The 15,744-nt window shown below is 43.2% G+C and carries 9 protein-coding genes; 1 reads left to right on the forward strand and 8 read right to left on the reverse strand.

Annotated elements, in window-relative coordinates; genetic code table 11:
- Positions 1-182 precede the first annotated feature (182 nt).
- The 7 genes from ABVC65_RS01295 to ABVC65_RS01325 form a co-directional block, all read right to left on the reverse strand.
- Positions 183-1,163, reverse strand: a complete 981-nt coding sequence (locus ABVC65_RS01295) for a TatD family hydrolase (protein WP_353582409.1) — start codon at positions 1,161-1,163, stop codon at positions 183-185.
- 65 nt (positions 1,164-1,228) lie between these two features.
- A complete protein-coding gene (locus ABVC65_RS01300; protein ID WP_353582410.1) occupies positions 1,229-3,025 on the reverse strand; it encodes an ABC transporter ATP-binding protein in 1,797 nt (598 codons plus the stop codon).
- A 1-nt stretch (position 3,026) separates the two neighbouring features.
- A complete protein-coding gene (locus tag ABVC65_RS01305; protein WP_353582411.1) occupies positions 3,027-4,853 on the reverse strand; it encodes an ABC transporter ATP-binding protein in 1,827 nt (608 codons plus the stop codon).
- A 331-nt stretch (positions 4,854-5,184) separates the two neighbouring features.
- Positions 5,185-6,933, reverse strand: a complete 1,749-nt coding sequence (locus tag ABVC65_RS01310; protein ID WP_004123171.1) for an ABC transporter family substrate-binding protein — start codon at positions 6,931-6,933, stop codon at positions 5,185-5,187.
- 325 nt (positions 6,934-7,258) lie between these two features.
- Positions 7,259-9,154, reverse strand: coding sequence for an ABC transporter ATP-binding protein (locus tag ABVC65_RS01315; RefSeq protein WP_353582412.1), 1,896 nt, complete (start codon positions 9,152-9,154; stop codon positions 7,259-7,261).
- A 20-nt stretch (positions 9,155-9,174) separates the two neighbouring features.
- Complete coding sequence (locus ABVC65_RS01320; protein WP_004113854.1) at positions 9,175-10,122, reverse strand: ABC transporter permease; 948 nt, start codon at positions 10,120-10,122, stop codon at positions 9,175-9,177.
- A 27-nt stretch (positions 10,123-10,149) separates the two neighbouring features.
- Complete coding sequence (locus ABVC65_RS01325) at positions 10,150-11,133, reverse strand: ABC transporter permease (RefSeq protein ID WP_248911675.1); 984 nt, start codon at positions 11,131-11,133, stop codon at positions 10,150-10,152.
- A gap of 485 nt (positions 11,134-11,618) precedes the next feature.
- Between ABVC65_RS01325 and ABVC65_RS01330 the strand changes: the two genes are divergently transcribed.
- Entirely contained in the window at positions 11,619-13,070 is a 1,452-nt protein-coding gene (locus ABVC65_RS01330) for an aminopeptidase C (RefSeq protein ID WP_353582413.1), read from the forward strand.
- A gap of 622 nt (positions 13,071-13,692) precedes the next feature.
- On the opposite strand, the gene metG is transcribed toward ABVC65_RS01330, so the two are convergent.
- Positions 13,693-15,558 (reverse strand): methionine--tRNA ligase, encoded by a 1,866-nt coding sequence (metG, locus tag ABVC65_RS01335; protein WP_004123163.1) that lies wholly within the window; start codon positions 15,556-15,558, stop codon positions 13,693-13,695.
- Positions 15,559-15,744 lie beyond the last annotated feature (186 nt).

A 15,744-nucleotide genomic window follows, 5' to 3' on the forward strand; every position in this document is an offset into this window, starting at 1 on the left:
AAAGTAAGACCTCTTCTTTGCAATAATCTGCCATAATAAGAAGTCGCATATGGTCTTACTGCTTACAGTTTTATTTATTTGTACCTAAATATTGTATACAATAACAGATATATAAAGCAAAGTCAGCATAGAATCCTTGAAAAATAGGGATTAATCAAAGCAAGAATATAAGGCTAGATCGTCTAAAAACCGTAGATTTCTTTCGTTGTTTTTAAAGTTGACTTTGCCACTTCTAGCAAAGAGCAATCAAGAGCATTAGCTAGCGACTCAAGAGTGTAAGGAACCATATAAGGAGCGTTCGGGCGACCTCGATACGGCATTGGCGTAAGGTATGGTGCATCCGTTTCAACAGTAATGTGATCTTTGCCGATAATTCGCGCAGATTCTTGTAAATCTTCGTTACCCTTATAGCTAATCGTTCCAGAAAAACTCGCGTACCAGCCATTTTCTTTTAACACTTGAGCTAAGTCTTTTCCGCCAGAATAGCTGTGAAACACCGTGCGCTCTGGCGCTCCGTCTTTTAGCAAAATTTCTACAACATCACTATGAGCATCTCTATCGTGAATTTGAAGCGGCAAATTAAGCTCTTTTGCAAGTGCTATATGCGCGCGGAATGAGTCGCGCTGGTAAATTCTTGCAGATTCGCCCGTGCGGAAATAGTCTAAACCAGTTTCGCCAATCGCAACTACTTCTTTTGTGTTATCTACAACTAGCGAGCGCAAGTGTTGCATCGCCTCATCAAATGAAATATCGTGATACGGCTTATAAACTACTGGTAAACCATCTGGTCCTTCTGCTCCCCTATGGCCATGTAGAGGCGCTTCGTTTGGGTGAATCGCTATTGCAGCACGCACGCAATCAGGGTGAGCAGCTGCAAAATCTATTGTCGGCTGCCAATCTGGGTATTCGCATCCAACTTCGATCATTTGCGAAACCCCTGATGCTTTTGCACTATTTACTAAGTCATCTGCAGTTGGTTCAGCAATTGGTTCTCGCCCTTTTTGCGCTAATTCTTGATTAAGATTTTGCACAAAGTCCACTACGCTTAACATGTGCGTGTGGTCGTCTGCGATTGTTATGCCTTCTTTAAGCAAATTTTCCCATATTGTAGATTGTTCTGTTAAAGAAGGTGCCCAATTATGTTCGCGATGATGCTTACTCATGATTTACAAGTGTAGTCACATATTTAACGTGGCTTAAAACGTGACTTAAAACGCAACTTTTGTAATTACGCAATCGCCGCACTAATCGCAGCGTATTGCGATTCCACAAGCCTGTAATACGCACCTTTTTGCGCCATAAGTTGCTCATGACTTCCGCGCTCCACGATTTGCCCATGGTCAATCACGCAAATCAAATCCGCATTCTCGATTGTAGAAAGTCTATGTGCAATTACAAAAGAAGTGCGATTTTTAAGCAATTGAGCCAATCCTGCTTGCAACGCCTCTTCTGTACGCGTATCAATATTGCTTGTTGCTTCGTCTAGGATTAGAATTCGCGGATTCGCAAGTAATACTCGAGCAAACGATATAAGCTGCCTTTGTCCTGCAGAAAGAGTGGCTCCTCGCTCCTCAATCTCCGTATTGTAGCCATTAGGCAATTCTTCAATAAACTCGTGCGCGTGAACTACGCGAGCCGCCTCCTCAATCTCCTCGTCCGTTGCATCAAGCTTGCCGTAGCGAATGTTTTCTTTAACAGTTCCGCTAAATATAAAACTGTCTTGAAGCATAACGCCCATTTGTTTGCGCAAAGATGCTAACGTTATTGAGCGCACATCGTAGCCGTCAATGGTGATTGAACCTTCGGAAACGTCGTAGAATCTAGAAAGCAAACTTACAAGCGTTGTTTTACCTGCTCCAGTAGGGCCTACAAGCGCAACTGTTGTTCCAGGCTCAATGTGCAAGTCAACTAAATTCAAAATCGGCTTTCCGTTTTCTTCGTAGCGGAACACAACGTCATTTACGTCAACCTTGCCTTTAATTTGCGGCAATTCTTTTGCATCTGGCTTATCTACAATATTTGGCTTAATGCTTAGAGTCTCAAAAATACGCTCCAAATACACTGAGCATGTTACGAGTTGCGTGTAGAAGTTACCAATATTTACAACTGGCTCCCAAAAAGTGCTCGAATACCACACAAATGCTATAAGCGTACCCGTGCTTATGTTCATACCGCTCGCGTTTGTTATGCCAACGTAGTAGAGCAGCGAAATTGCTGCGCTTTCAATAATCGAAGCTCCAGGCCAAAGAAGCATTTGCACTCTAACGTTTCGCATCCACGCTTTTCTGACTCCCGACTGCTGATCTTGGAATGTAGCGTATTGTTCTGATTCACGCGCAAAAGTTTGAGTGGTTTTTACGCCTGCGATTGATTCGTGCAAATATGCGTTAAGATTGCTTTGCTTATTCGACAGTTTTTTAGACGCTTTTCGTTGCAAAATCTGCAAAGTGCGAGTCCAGATTATAAAGACTGGGAATAATACAAGACTCCACAACGCCATTCGCCAATCTATATAAAACATTGCGATTAGCGTAATGATTAGCACAAAAACATCGGAAAATACGTTAATTAAACCAGACGAAAGCGTGTCGGAAAGCGTATTAATGTAGTTTACTATGCGAATCAAAATCTTGCCGTGTGGGCGCGAATCGAAGTAGTCAAACGACAACGATTGCACGTGCGTAAAAATATCGCGCCGCATATCTTTAATTATCATTTGACCAAGTCGCGTAATAGCAAGCGTTCTGTATGCCAAACCAAGCTCATATAACACAATAAGCACGCCAAACAATGCAATAAGTGCATACAAATACGAAACGTTTTTATTAGGCAAAACTACGTCTATAAGTGTTTTTGTAATCATTGGCGTTATTGTCATAATGCAACTTCCGCTAATAACAACTAAAACTATTTTGACTAATTGCCAAGCGTATGGCTTTATGTATTTGCGAACGCGCATCAACTCGTGTAAATTTACGTGCTCTTCTTGGCTTTCGTCTTCTCGATAAGTGTTGCGTTTCGCCATTCTATTCACCTTTAGCCTTGTCTAAATCTTCAAATCCCAAAGCTTTGCCCATTTGCATGCCAAGCTGCTTTTTGTAGATTTCCCAATATCTTCCATGCGATGCCACAAGATGCTCATGCGTTCCGCGTTCTACGATTTTCCCGTGATCTAGCACAATAATCATGTCTGCGTCTTTAACAGACGAGATTCTGTGCGCAATTGTGATTACCGTGCGAGAACCATCTAACTTTTTTAGCTCTTTTTGAATATGCTCCTCAGTTTCCATGTCTACTGCAGAAGTTGTATCGTCCATAATCAAGATTGCAGGATTATTAGCTAACGCGCGAGCAAGACTTAAACGCTGCTTTTGACCGCCCGAAAGACCAACTCCTCGCTCGCCTACTACAGTTTCGTAGCCTTCTGGCATATTCATAATAAAATCGTCTGCATCTGCGATTCTTGCCATGCGCCTAATCGTATTATCTAATTCTTTGCAATTTTCCTCGCTTTGAGGCAATCCAAAGCTAATATTTCCTGCAATCGTATCGGAAAACAGGAATGTTTCTTGCGCGACTATGCTAACTTGATTCCTAACAGTTTCTAGAGGCAATTCGCGTAAGTCTTTTCCATCAATCAAAACGCGACCACGCGTAGGATCATAGAATCTTGCTATAAGACTTACAAGCGTTGACTTTCCAGATCCTGTCTCTCCTAAGATTCCAAGCTTTGTACCTGCTGGTATGTCTAAATCGATATCGCTTAAAATTGGTGAATCAAGATCGTCTGGGAACGCAAAATCAACGTGTTCAAAAGTTACGCGGCCCTTAACTTTAACGTTTTTCTTGGCAGCGCTTGGCAAATCAATATGCGATTCTTGCGTAAGAAGCTTGCGAATATTCACGCATCCTGCATTGAACCGCTGCCAATCGTTAATAAGCCACCCCACCATTCTTACTGGCATGTGGAGCATCCAAAGGAAGCTGTTAAACGTTACAAACGCGCCTAAAGTCATGCTTCCATTAAGCACAAGCCATCCGCCAAATCCTACTGTTACAAGCTCCAACGCAAAGCCCATGCCGTCAAGCCATGGCATGTATTTTTGCGTGTTTTTTGCAAGCGTAATATTGCGATTAAAGTAGTCTTCGTTGCATTTATCGAATTTCTGAGTTTCAAAAGGTTCGCGCACAAAAGCTTTTACAACGCGATTGCCTTCAATGTTTTCTTCCACCATCGAATTCATGCGTGCAAACGATTCGCGAATCGCAAGGAACTTTGGCCTAGCATTCTTGCCCATAAGTCTTGCTAACAAGAACAAAAATGGTGTAATTGCCATAAGTGCTAGAGCTAGCTGCCATTGTATTGAAAACATTATAATTAGCGCAAACACAAACATCACTACGCAATCCAGCGCCATATAAGATACCCAGCTTAAAATGTGGCGAATCGCATCCGTATCCGAAGTCATGCGGCTCATAATGTCGCCTGTGCGCGTGTGATTAAAGTACGTAAAGTCAAGTGAATGTAGCTTCTCATACTCGTCGCTTACAAGGCGATACACGGCGTTTTGGCCGAATCTTTCCATTTGAAGCTGGTAGATATACCTTGAGCCAACGCGAATAATCATCATTGCAACCATTAGCACGCATACGTTAAGAAGCAAGTCATGCTGTTTTCCAATAATGATTTTGTCTACAATAAAGCCAGAAAGCAGAGGCATTGTCATTGCCATTGTGTCGTTGATAGTAAAAAGAACTAGCGATACGCCTACTCGCCACATATCTGGCTTACAATATTGCAAAACCCAGCGCACATTGCTCGCGTCTTTGCGTTTATTTGGATTTACATACATGCGCTAGATTCTCCCTTATTTTTGACTTTGTTTTTTGAGACTTAATCTTAAATTTATAGTTTAATCGACAGCTCTTGTTTGGTGTTGAGCGAGTTTCGTAGCGAGCGCTTATTCCTCACGGCATAGCCGTTCGGCTGATTTGGCATGTGAAGCACACCGTGCTTCACAATTGAGCCAAATCACGCTTTGAAGGAGCTTGAAATCCTGTTGATTTCAAGCTCCTTCAAATCGCACGAAAGCATGTGGCGTGCAGCCAAAAGACCACACGCCACATGCTATAAGTTAAGCAATCAGCTTAGTAAACTTGCGCGAGTTATCGCTACAAATTTACTCACTTCTGCCAACCAATGTTTTCAACAAAAACGTTAGCATATCCAGCAGGACCGCCGTTAGCGAAGCCCTTCTTGTATGCCTGATAGGTTGGAGGAGCAGAAACTGGGAGTGTACCATACTCGGCGAAAGCCATGGACTCACCCTTGTTGGCCAATGCAGTCTGTTCCTTGTAATCGTAGGTCTTGCCAATCTTGGCTAGAACGGCATCAATCTTCTTGCTGCCAGTGCCAGTAAAGTTGGAATCGCTCTTAGAACCGTATACCTGGGAAGCGGATGCCAAGAAGCTCAATGGAGATTGGGAAACCCAAGCCATTGGAAGCACCTGGAAGTCGAAGGAGCTTACAGTCTTAGAGAACTTAGATGCAGGCTTGTTTACAGTCTTGCACTTCATTCCAGCCTTCTTCATCATTGCCTGGAATGCGTTAGCAAGAGCTGCCTGAGTGGAGTCATCGCCGAAGAAGGTAAATGTAAACTGAACGGTCTTACCATTCTTAGCGTAGTAGCCGTCTTTGCCCATCTTGTAGCCAGCGGCCTCAAGAGTCTTCTTAGCGTTTTCTACGTTGAACTTACCATCAGCTGGGAGGTTGTTCTTGTAGCCAGCCTGGAACATGGAGAGAAGCTCCGAACCTGGCTGCTCGCTCTTCCAGCTCATTCCCTGGAACTGAATCTTGTTGTATGTAGCAACGTCGAATGCCTGAACAACAGCCTTACGAACTGCCTTATCCTTGAATGCGCCGGCCTTTGCGTTTAAGTTAATAACACGAATCTTGGTGCTGTAGCCGTAACGGAGCTGAGCGCCCTTAACGCTACGAGCAGCCTTGATCTTATCCTTGGTGGAGATGGAATCCACGGAATCGATTTCGCCGTTCTGGAAGGCGTTCATTGCAGCGGTATCTTCCATACGCTTTACAACAACCTTGTCAAGCTTTGCCTTCTTGCCCCACCACTTTGGATTGCGCACGAAAACAACCTGATCTTCGGTTGCGGACTGAATCTCGAATGGACCTGCGCCCCACTCGTTGTGAGGATTATTTACCCAACCCTGGTTGAACACAGTCGGATCGGTTGCCTTTGGATGAACCAATGGAGCGAAAAGCAATTCCCAAGTTGCGCATGGCTTATTGTACTTAACGATTACTTGCTTAGGATTTGCGCCCTGCTCAACGGACTCAATGCAATCATAGCCCTCGTGAGATGGTACAGAGTAGGCTTCGTTCTTGCCATTCATAACTTCCCAAGTAGCCTTGAAAGCAGTGTAATCGATGTCTGTACCATCGTTCCACTTAGCCTTTGGGTTCAAATCGTACTGAACTACGAGTGGCTTGTCGCTAACCTTCTTAACAGAAGTAATGTAATCAGGGTTGTACTTAACCTTCTCGCCCTTAACAGTGTCGTAATAAGGAAGCGATGGCTGGTAGAAGCCCCACAAAGTGCTCATATAAGCGGTATTACCGTCGTTAGAAGCGTAGTTCCAGTTTGGACCCATGTCGGAAAGCGAGAACGTGTAAGTACCGCCATCCTTAACATTGTCACGAGGCTGTGGATTGTCATAGCGCTTGTCAACCTTAGGCATTGGAAGAGCGCCAGTGTAGGAAGTATCCACACCTGCGGCTGGCTCTTCGGTCATACCGCCCTTGGCCTTATCTGCTGTAGTAGCAGTTGTGCCACCGCAAGCGCCGAGTAGCATTGCAACAGAAAGTGCAGCTGCGGCGAATACAGTTAATTTGCCTGCATTAGTTTTTTTCATGATTCCTCTCATTCCCCAGAAATGATGTCCGCTTTCTGGTATGTGTGTAGAGTATATCTAATCTTTTGACATTTTGTGTTACGACTTTTTTAACAAATACTGAATTTAAGCTTTTGTTACTTAAGATTTAATCCATAAAAAAGAAAATTAAATACATAAAACAGTCAAACAGAAAATTTTTTAGTTTATTTTAATTAAAAAACAAAATATATTACTTTTTTTAGAATTTATGTGCCTGTAACAAAAAATCGCGTGTGTCTTGCATAACACACGCGATCAAAATTGCCCTAAACAAAAGTTTAGGCGTATTCACAAAAGATTAGAATCAGACGCTTGCAACGTCATCAAACGAATCTTCTTCATTGAGAATAATACGCTTACGATTCTTCTCAATCGCAGGATCTGGAATTGGCACAGCACTAATCAAAGCCTTAGTGTACGGATGCTTAGGATTATCAAATACCTCATCCGTTTCGCCAGATTCAACAATGCGTCCGTGGTACATAACAGCAATTCTGCTAGAAATATGACGAACAACAGCCATGTTGTGAGCCACAAACAAGTAAGCAACACCCAACTTGTCTTGCAAATCTTCAAGCAAGTTGATAATGCCAGCCTGAATAGAAACATCCAAGGCAGAAACAGGCTCATCAAGAAGAAGCAGCTTAGGGTTTACAGCCAAAGCGCGAGCAATAGCAATACGCTGACGCTGGCCACCAGAGAACTGCGTTGGGAAGCGATCAACCTGATCTGGATTCAACTCAACAAGCTGCATAAGCTCCGCAATACGCTGACGAATCTCTTCCTTAGACTTCTTTTGAACATGAAGAGGCTCTGCCAAGATATCGTAAACAAGCATACGAGGATCAAGAGAGCTCATAGGATCCTGGAACACGTATTGAATCTTAGAACGAAGCTCGCGACGCTGCTCTTTAGTCAACTTATCGTTAAGCTCGGTGCCAAAAACTGTAATAGAGCCAGCTTCTGGCTTCTTTAAACTCATGATTTCCATCAAAGTAGTTGACTTACCAGAACCAGATTCGCCAACAAGAGCTACAGTTTCGCCTTCGCGAATCTCAAGGTCAATGCCATCAACAGCGCGAACTTCGCCAACCCTGCGTCGCAAGAAACCGCCACCTGTAATTGGGAACGTTTTAACCAATCCCTTAACATCCAAAACAACCTTGCGATCCTCGCGAGGAATGCCCTCAAACATTGGCTTAATCGTCTTTTCGGTTTCTGCATGAAGCAGCGCGCGAACAGTTTCGCTTTCTGCTTCTAGACCCATCATGTCGCTAGTATCGCCACTCTTTTCTTCTGCCATCAACATATCCATTGTTGGCTTAGAAATTGGAGTTAAGCGACGAGTACGCTTTTGATCAACACGAGGAACAGCACCAAGCAAGCCAATTGTGTATGGCTGAGTTGGATGAGCAAAAATCTCCTCAACGCTATTATGCTCAACCAAATGACCCGCATACATAACAATAACTTCGTCTGCAACGCCAGCAATAACACCCAAATCGTGAGTAATGAAGATCATCGCTGCGCCAGTTTCTTTCTGCGCTTTCTTCAAAACATCCAAAACCTGAGCCTGAATAGTAACATCCAAAGCGGTAGTAGGCTCATCAGCAATAATAATATCTGGGTTATTCGCGATTGCCATAGCAATCATAACGCGCTGACGCATACCGCCAGAAAACTCGTGAGGGAAAGACTTTAAACGCTCAGCTGGCTTAGTGATACCAACCAAGTTAAGCAATTCAATAGAGCGCTCACGAATCTGATCTTCGGTCATATCTGGATTATGAATAACCAAAGCTTCCTTAAGCTGATCTCCAATAGAGAACACTGGAGTTAAAGCAGAAAGAGGATCCTGGAATACCATGGCAATATTCTTGCCACGAATCTTACTCATCTCTGCATCAGACTTCGTTAACAGCTCTTCGCCCTTATAAACAACAGAACCCTTAACAGATGCGTTCTTATCCAGCAAGCCCATAACAGCAAGAGAAGTAACCGACTTACCAGATCCAGATTCACCTACAATACCAATGGTTTTTCCGCGGTACAAATCAAAATTCATATTGCGTACTGCATGAACCGTACCAGCTTCCGAAGCAAAGCTAACTTGCAAATTGCGTACAGAAAGAAGTGGCTCATTATTTTGATTTTCCATCGCAGAATCTTCCTTAATTGCGTCATTCACCATATCAGTCATGTTCAAACCTCCAACAAGCCTTACTCGGCCTTACCAACAGACCTAGAATATGGATCAATCGCATCGCGAAGACCATCACCAATAAGCTGAACAGAGAAAGTCAAAATAACCAAAACCGCAGAAGGAACCAAAAGAACCCAAGGAGAGGTCATAACGCTACTTTGACCAACATTAAGAAGAGTACCCAAAGAAGTATCTGGAGCCTTAATACCAAGACCCAAGAAGCTCAATGCGGTTTCGCCGTTGATTGCGCCAATAACACCGAGAACCGTATTAATAATCAACACAGAACCAAGGTTTGGAACCAAGTGGCGAACAATAATGCGGAATGAAGAAACACCTTCAAACTTGGCTGCGCGCACATATTCACGCTCGCGCAAACTCAAAGTCAAAGTTCTAAGCGTACGAGCATAACCAATCCAACCAAAGGAAGTCATACCAAATGCAAGCCAAAGCCAATCATTGCCACCAGTCGCGGAGCTAACAATCAAAGCAATAAGCAAGAAGGATGGAACAATCAAAAGCATGTCCAAAACCCACATGCCAACTTGCTCAAACCAACCCTCAAAGTAAGAAATAGCAGTACCAACCAAAGCAGCAATAATTGTAATAGAAATGGAGCTTACAATACCAATAGAAAGCGAGCGACCAAGTCCGCGAACAACCATTGCATACATGTCAGAACCGCCAGGCGTTGTGCCAAGCCAATGCTCTGCGCTAGGAGGAGTTGCAAGAGCAGTAAAATCAGGCTCATCGTAACCCCACTTACTAATCTTAGATCCAAACAACGCAAGAAGAATCAAGAACACAAGCAAAACCAAGCCAACGACGGCAGATGGTCGCCTAAAGAAACGACGCGTATAAAGCGTAATCTTGCCAGTGCGCTTAAAATTACCCCAAGAATTAGCAGTCGCCTTCTTGTCTGCAGCAGACTCTTGAAGGTTTGAAGATACATCTTTTTTACTCATATCAATAACACCTACACTGTTCTGCAATTAGTTCAAGCGAATACGTGGATCAAGCCAAGCAGAGAAGATATCTGCCAGCAAAGCTCCAGCCAAAGTACACACAGCTCCGAATGCAGCAATAGCAACAGAACCATTAATGTCATTATTAGAAATTGTTTGCACAAAATAGCTACCCAAACCGTTAATTGCGAACACGGTCTCAGTAATCACAGCACCCGTGAACACACCTGCAATAGAGAAGGCGACGTCCACAGCTGTAGGAATCAAAGAAGTACGCAAAGCGTGGCGGCGAATAGCAATGTTCAAAGGCAATCCCTTAGCACGAGCAGTGCGAACATAATCAGCATTCATAGTGTCAAGCAAATAAGTGCGCTGCGTAAGATGGTATCCAACCATGCCAGGAACAGTCATAACAATTGTCGGCAAAATCAAATGCTGTAAGAAGTCAAGAATAAAAGCAATAGGATTAGAACCCTGATAAGAATGTAATCCAGTAACAAAGAATAAACGAGAACCAGCAGCGTTATTAATGCTAATCGCGGCTAAAACAATAAGTAATCCGAACACGGCAGCTGGAACAACAAGCAAGAACGTAGCAATAGAGTTAAGAACTCGATCCTGCCACTTGTACTGACGAATAGCAGTGTAAACACCAACGCTAACACCGAAAACAATACCAAGAACAGTTGCGCAAGTAACTAATTGAACAGACGCACCAATACGAGCCGCAATCGCAGGACCAACAGGAGCCTGCTCTGGGCTTAATCCCCAATCCCAACGAGTAAGAACGCCAGTAATCCAACGCAAATACCTCGTAATAATCGGAGTCTGATCATTGATGTTTGCCAAATCCAAAGAACGATTAATCGAAGGAATTGGTGGATGCGGATGCCTAGACATATAGTTCGATCGCGGATCCATAAATGCACTTGCCAAGAAATACGTCATGGATACGGAGACAAACAGCATCACAACATAATTCAGGCATCGTTTAACGATGTATCGTATCATTGTGACTCTTTTCTACGTCTAAACATTGTTACCTCCATCTGGTAACTGCAAGCCTCAAGCCTGCACACTGCCATCGTTTGCTATACCCAGTTGCAAAAGCAAATCAAAAGCGTACTCAAGGCACACTTAAGTAAGCCCTCATAAATGGGACATGTAATTAGTATATTTTTAGCTAACCTATGTACATTGCTTAAAATAAACATGCAATAATACGGAATAAATATCAATTATCACAAAAATTAATACACAAAATCAACAAAACATCAGAATATTTAACGGAATTATTTAAATTTTACGAAAATTAGTTTCGTAAATCGTAATAAAAGTGCAAATACGATAATATTTTGTACGAACAAAACACATTGCAATTAGTTTTACTAGCATCCTACTAAAAAGCACAAATCACGCAAAACGCTACTCGTGCATTGAACACGCTACAATAACGCTTATTCGCTTATTTTCAACCTAACAACAAAAGGAGATATATGTCTGAAAAAGTAAAAGCCGTTACCATAGACAACGTACGCGAATATTCCAAGCATTTTAACGAACAGCGAGCAAATCGCGTAGCGGCAAACGCTTCCGTAGCAAACGGCGTTCTTAAAGCTGCAACAAGCTATCAAGGACAGCGTGCTTTACCACGCAACTTCTCCATAGAATTAAAACAAGGATCAATAACAAACCAACAGCACTCTGGACGTTGCTGGATGTTCGCTTCCCTTAACACTTTGCGTTACGAATTAATGCACAAGTGGAATTTAGACGACTTCGAGTTTTCCGAAAGCTACTTGTTCTTCTGGGACAAGATTGAAAAGGCAAATGCGTACTTGGAAAACGTGTTGGCAACATTAGACGAAACCCTAGATAGTCGAATCTTTGAAAACATTAACTACGGTCCGATCGACGACGGCGGATGGTGGCAAATGTTCGTTAACTTGGTAAACAAGTACGGACTCGTGCCAAAGAGCGCATACCCAGATTCACAAAATGCTATTGACTCAGATGCATTCGTACAATACATAAATACCAAGTTGCGCGAATTCGCGGCTGAATTGCGCGAAGCACACAAGAATGGTACTTCCATAGAAGAGTTGCGCGAAATGAAAATCCGCGACCTTGAAACCGTATACCGTATGACAGCTATCGCACTTGGCGAGCCACCAGAGCGTTTCGACTTTATTGCACGTACTAAAGATGACGACGATAAGAAGGACGAAAAGGACGACAAAAAGAACGAAGCCAAAGAAGACGAAAAGAAAGACGAAAAGAAAGACGAAAAGCCAAAGACTGGCAAAGACGATCGTCCAATGATTCGCGAATATGGAATTACACCACTAGAATTCGCAAAGAAATACGTTCCAATTGACGTAAACGACTTTGTGAGCTTGTGCAACTCCCCAATGGAACACACTCCGTTCAACAAGCTCTACCAGCTTAAATACACCACAAACGTTGCTGAGACGAAGGAAATGGAGTTTGCAAACGTTGCGCTAGAAGTATTCCGCAAAGCCGCTGTCGATCAGCTAAAAGACGGACATCCAATCTGGTTCGCTTGCGATTGCACTCAGTTCTCACTCAGACAAGATGGGTTCTTTGATCCTGCAGTTGTGCGCGTAGACGAACTATTCGATGTAGAGTTTACATTCGACAAAGCTAAAGGTTTGGAATATATGGATTGCCCAGGCAACCACGCAATGACCTTTACTGGCGTAAACCTTAACAAAGATGGTGAGCCAGACCGCTGGAAGATTGAAAACAGCTGGGGTAAAGATAACGGCGAAGACGGATACTATGTCGGCTCCGCACAGTGGTTTGACCGCTACGTTACAGAAATCATTATTAACAAGAAGTATCTCGATGAAGCAACTCTAGCTATCTTAGACCAAGAGCCAGTAATGCTTGAACCATGGGAGCCGCTTTCAAAGCGCTGCCACTAAACTCGATATAGAGTGTAACTGATTTATAAACGCAGATTGCCACGCAGTCTGCGTTTTTTTGACCCAGATTCGTTAGATTTGTCTCTCTCGTGAGACATTTGTAACAATTTTTGGCTGATTTTCGTTATATTTGCATCATTGATGAGATATTTGTAACGCTTTTTGGCTTAATTTCGTTATATTTGTCTCGCTCGTGATGCAAATATAACGCGAGCGATATTCCTTATTTGGTGTTGCGTGAGGGCTGGGTGTTTCTACGCTCGCGCGTTACAGCGCGCTCACGCCCTCTCTTGCGTCGAAAAATCTCAAATCTCCACCACACTTGGCAGAAATAAAGGAACAAATGGTAGGGTAAGCGGCGAACGCTTGAAAAAGATAAAAAGAAGCCCGGTGGGAAAGAGAAGACCCACCGGGGCAGAGAGAAAGAGAGAAGAAGGTTTCAGTTATGGGGTTCGCGAACGAACCTCACTGATGGATAACCATCAGCAATATCTATTATAACCACACTTTTCTCGCAAAACACGCATATAACCTAAAAATTTCCTTAAAAAATTTTTTAAATCCTGATAGTAAACCTATTTTTTGTTACATGCGTCACTATAACTTAAAATTTTTCGTTTGATCACTTAGATTCTAGTGATTTTTTAGCCGCAGCCAATCTTTCTTCGTCAGCTTTACGACGAGCAGCAAGCGCAGATTCAAAACGCTCAAGCTCCTCATCAATCGCCTCTTTAGGAATTTTGGCAAAAATCGGAGTTGGCTTAGCGACAGGCGTACCAGTCACTAATTCTTCGCTCTCCCATGGGTGAACAGTTTCGCCAAGACGATAGTCGCCAGTAATAATCGGATACTTAAAATCTGGATTATCTAAGTCAGTCACCTCTTCAATTCTTGGCAGAGGCGAGAACACACCCGTACCACCAAGAGCTTCCCACACTTTTTGCGCAGAATGTGGCAAGAATGGAGCAAGTAAATGATTAGCATCAGAAACAGCTTGAGCCGCAACGTGCAAAACAGTACCAAGACGTGCTTCATCATCTTTAATCTTCCAAGGCTCAGTCGCAGAAATATACTTGTTTATATCCGACACAACACGCATAGCCTCGTTAAGCGCATTCTTCTGATGATGACGTTCAATCAAACCGCCAACAATCTCAAAAGCGTTAGAGGTTTGATCGAGCAAAGCGCGATCCATATCTGTCATTGAATCTTCATCCAGAGCAGGAATCTCTCCGAAATTCTTATGAATCAAATTAGCGACACGATTTACCAAATTACCCCAGCTGGCAGCAAGCTCTTCGTTATTATGACGAACAAATTCTGCCCAAGTAAAGTCGGCATCAGAATTTTCAGGACCAGCAATAGAAATGTAGTATCGCACAGCATCCACAGGATAACGCGCCAAAATATCCTTCACGTAAATCACAATTCCACGCGAAGAACTGAACTTCTTGCCTTCCATAGTCATAAACTCAGACGCAACAACTTGCTCAGGCATATTCAATGGACCATAAACTCCAGCCTCGCCGCCTCTAGAACCAGCGCCATTATACGCAAGCATTTCTGAAGGCCAAATCTGAGAATGGAAGGTGATGTTATCTTTGCCCATAAAGTAGTAACCAGGAGACTTAGGGTCACACCACCAATCACGCCAAGCATCTGGCTTACTCTGACGACGTGCCCATTCAATAGATGCAGACAAGTAGCCAATAACAGCGTCAAACCACACGTACAAGCGCTTATTCGGGTTATCAACCCATCCTTCTACAGGAACAGGAATACCCCAGTCAATATCTCGCGTAATAGCTCGAGACTTGACTTCCTTAAATAATCCAATCGAGAAGTTGATAACATTTGTGCGCCAACCATCTCGAGAATTTAACCAATTCAAATTAGCGTCCGCTAATGCAGGCAAATCGAGGAAATAATGCTCTGTTTCTTCAAATCGCGGAGTTTCGCCGTTAATCTTAGAAACAGGATTAATAAGCTCATCTGGATCCAACTCGTTTCCGCAAGCATCGCACTGGTCGCCTCGAGCGCCATCCGCGCCGCAAAGTGGGCAAGTGCCCTCAATATAGCGATCTGGAAGAGTACGACCTGTAGAAGGCGAAATCGCAACCTTCTGAGTACCCTTGTAGATGTATCCGTTCTTTAAGCACTGACGGAACATCTCTTGAACAACGTGCTCATGATTTGCTGTAGTCGTGCGCGTAAACAAATCGTAGCTTAAGCCCAAATCGCACAAATCTTTAGTAATAACGCGATTATAACGGTTAGCAAGCTCCTGAGCACTAACGCCTTCTTTATCTGCTTCAACCAAAATCGGCGTGCCATGTTCGTCTGTACCAGAAACCATAAGCACGTCATTGCCCTTCATGCGCTCATAACGCGCATACACGTCTGAAGGAACACCAAATCCTGCAACGTGACCAATATGACGAGGGCCATTTGCGTAAGGCCATGCAACATTCACCAAAATATGACTCATAGCCAAATATTATCTTGTTCAGCGAGGACACCTTAATAAAAAACATATCCACATATGCACATTTTTTAATGTAAAAAGGCTTAAAAATCCACTTTTACACATTTCGCAAAAATCTTATGGACAACATAAATAAACGTATCTATTCTGTCTAAAACCATATGCATAAAAAAATTATTCCCAATCATT

The sequence above is a fragment of the Gardnerella vaginalis genome (assembly GCF_040427915.1).
Taxonomy (GTDB): Bacteria; Actinomycetota; Actinomycetes; order Actinomycetales; family Bifidobacteriaceae; genus Bifidobacterium; species Bifidobacterium vaginale_C.

What these genes read in the sequence shown, in the direction of transcription:
- ABVC65_RS01310 (WP_004123171.1), bottom strand. Translation starts at nt 6,933, where the DNA reads ATGAAAAAAACTAATGCAGGCAAATTAACTGTATTCGCCGCAGCTGCA.
- ABVC65_RS01295 (WP_353582409.1), bottom strand. Translation starts at nt 1,163, where the DNA reads ATGAGTAAGCATCATCGCGAACATAATTGGGCACCTTCTTTAACAGAA.
- metG (WP_004123163.1), bottom strand. Translation starts at nt 15,558, where the DNA reads ATGAGTCATATTTTGGTGAATGTTGCATGGCCTTACGCAAATGGCCCT.
- ABVC65_RS01325 (WP_248911675.1), bottom strand. Translation starts at nt 11,133, where the DNA reads ATGATACGATACATCGTTAAACGATGCCTGAATTATGTTGTGATGCTG.
- ABVC65_RS01330 (WP_353582413.1), top strand. Translation starts at nt 11,619, where the DNA reads ATGTCTGAAAAAGTAAAAGCCGTTACCATAGACAACGTACGCGAATAT.
- ABVC65_RS01315 (WP_353582412.1), bottom strand. Translation starts at nt 9,154, where the DNA reads ATGACTGATATGGTGAATGACGCAATTAAGGAAGATTCTGCGATGGAA.
- ABVC65_RS01320 (WP_004113854.1), bottom strand. Translation starts at nt 10,122, where the DNA reads ATGAGTAAAAAAGATGTATCTTCAAACCTTCAAGAGTCTGCTGCAGAC.
- ABVC65_RS01305 (WP_353582411.1), bottom strand. Translation starts at nt 4,853, where the DNA reads ATGTATGTAAATCCAAATAAACGCAAAGACGCGAGCAATGTGCGCTGG.
- ABVC65_RS01300 (WP_353582410.1), bottom strand. Translation starts at nt 3,025, where the DNA reads ATGGCGAAACGCAACACTTATCGAGAAGACGAAAGCCAAGAAGAGCAC.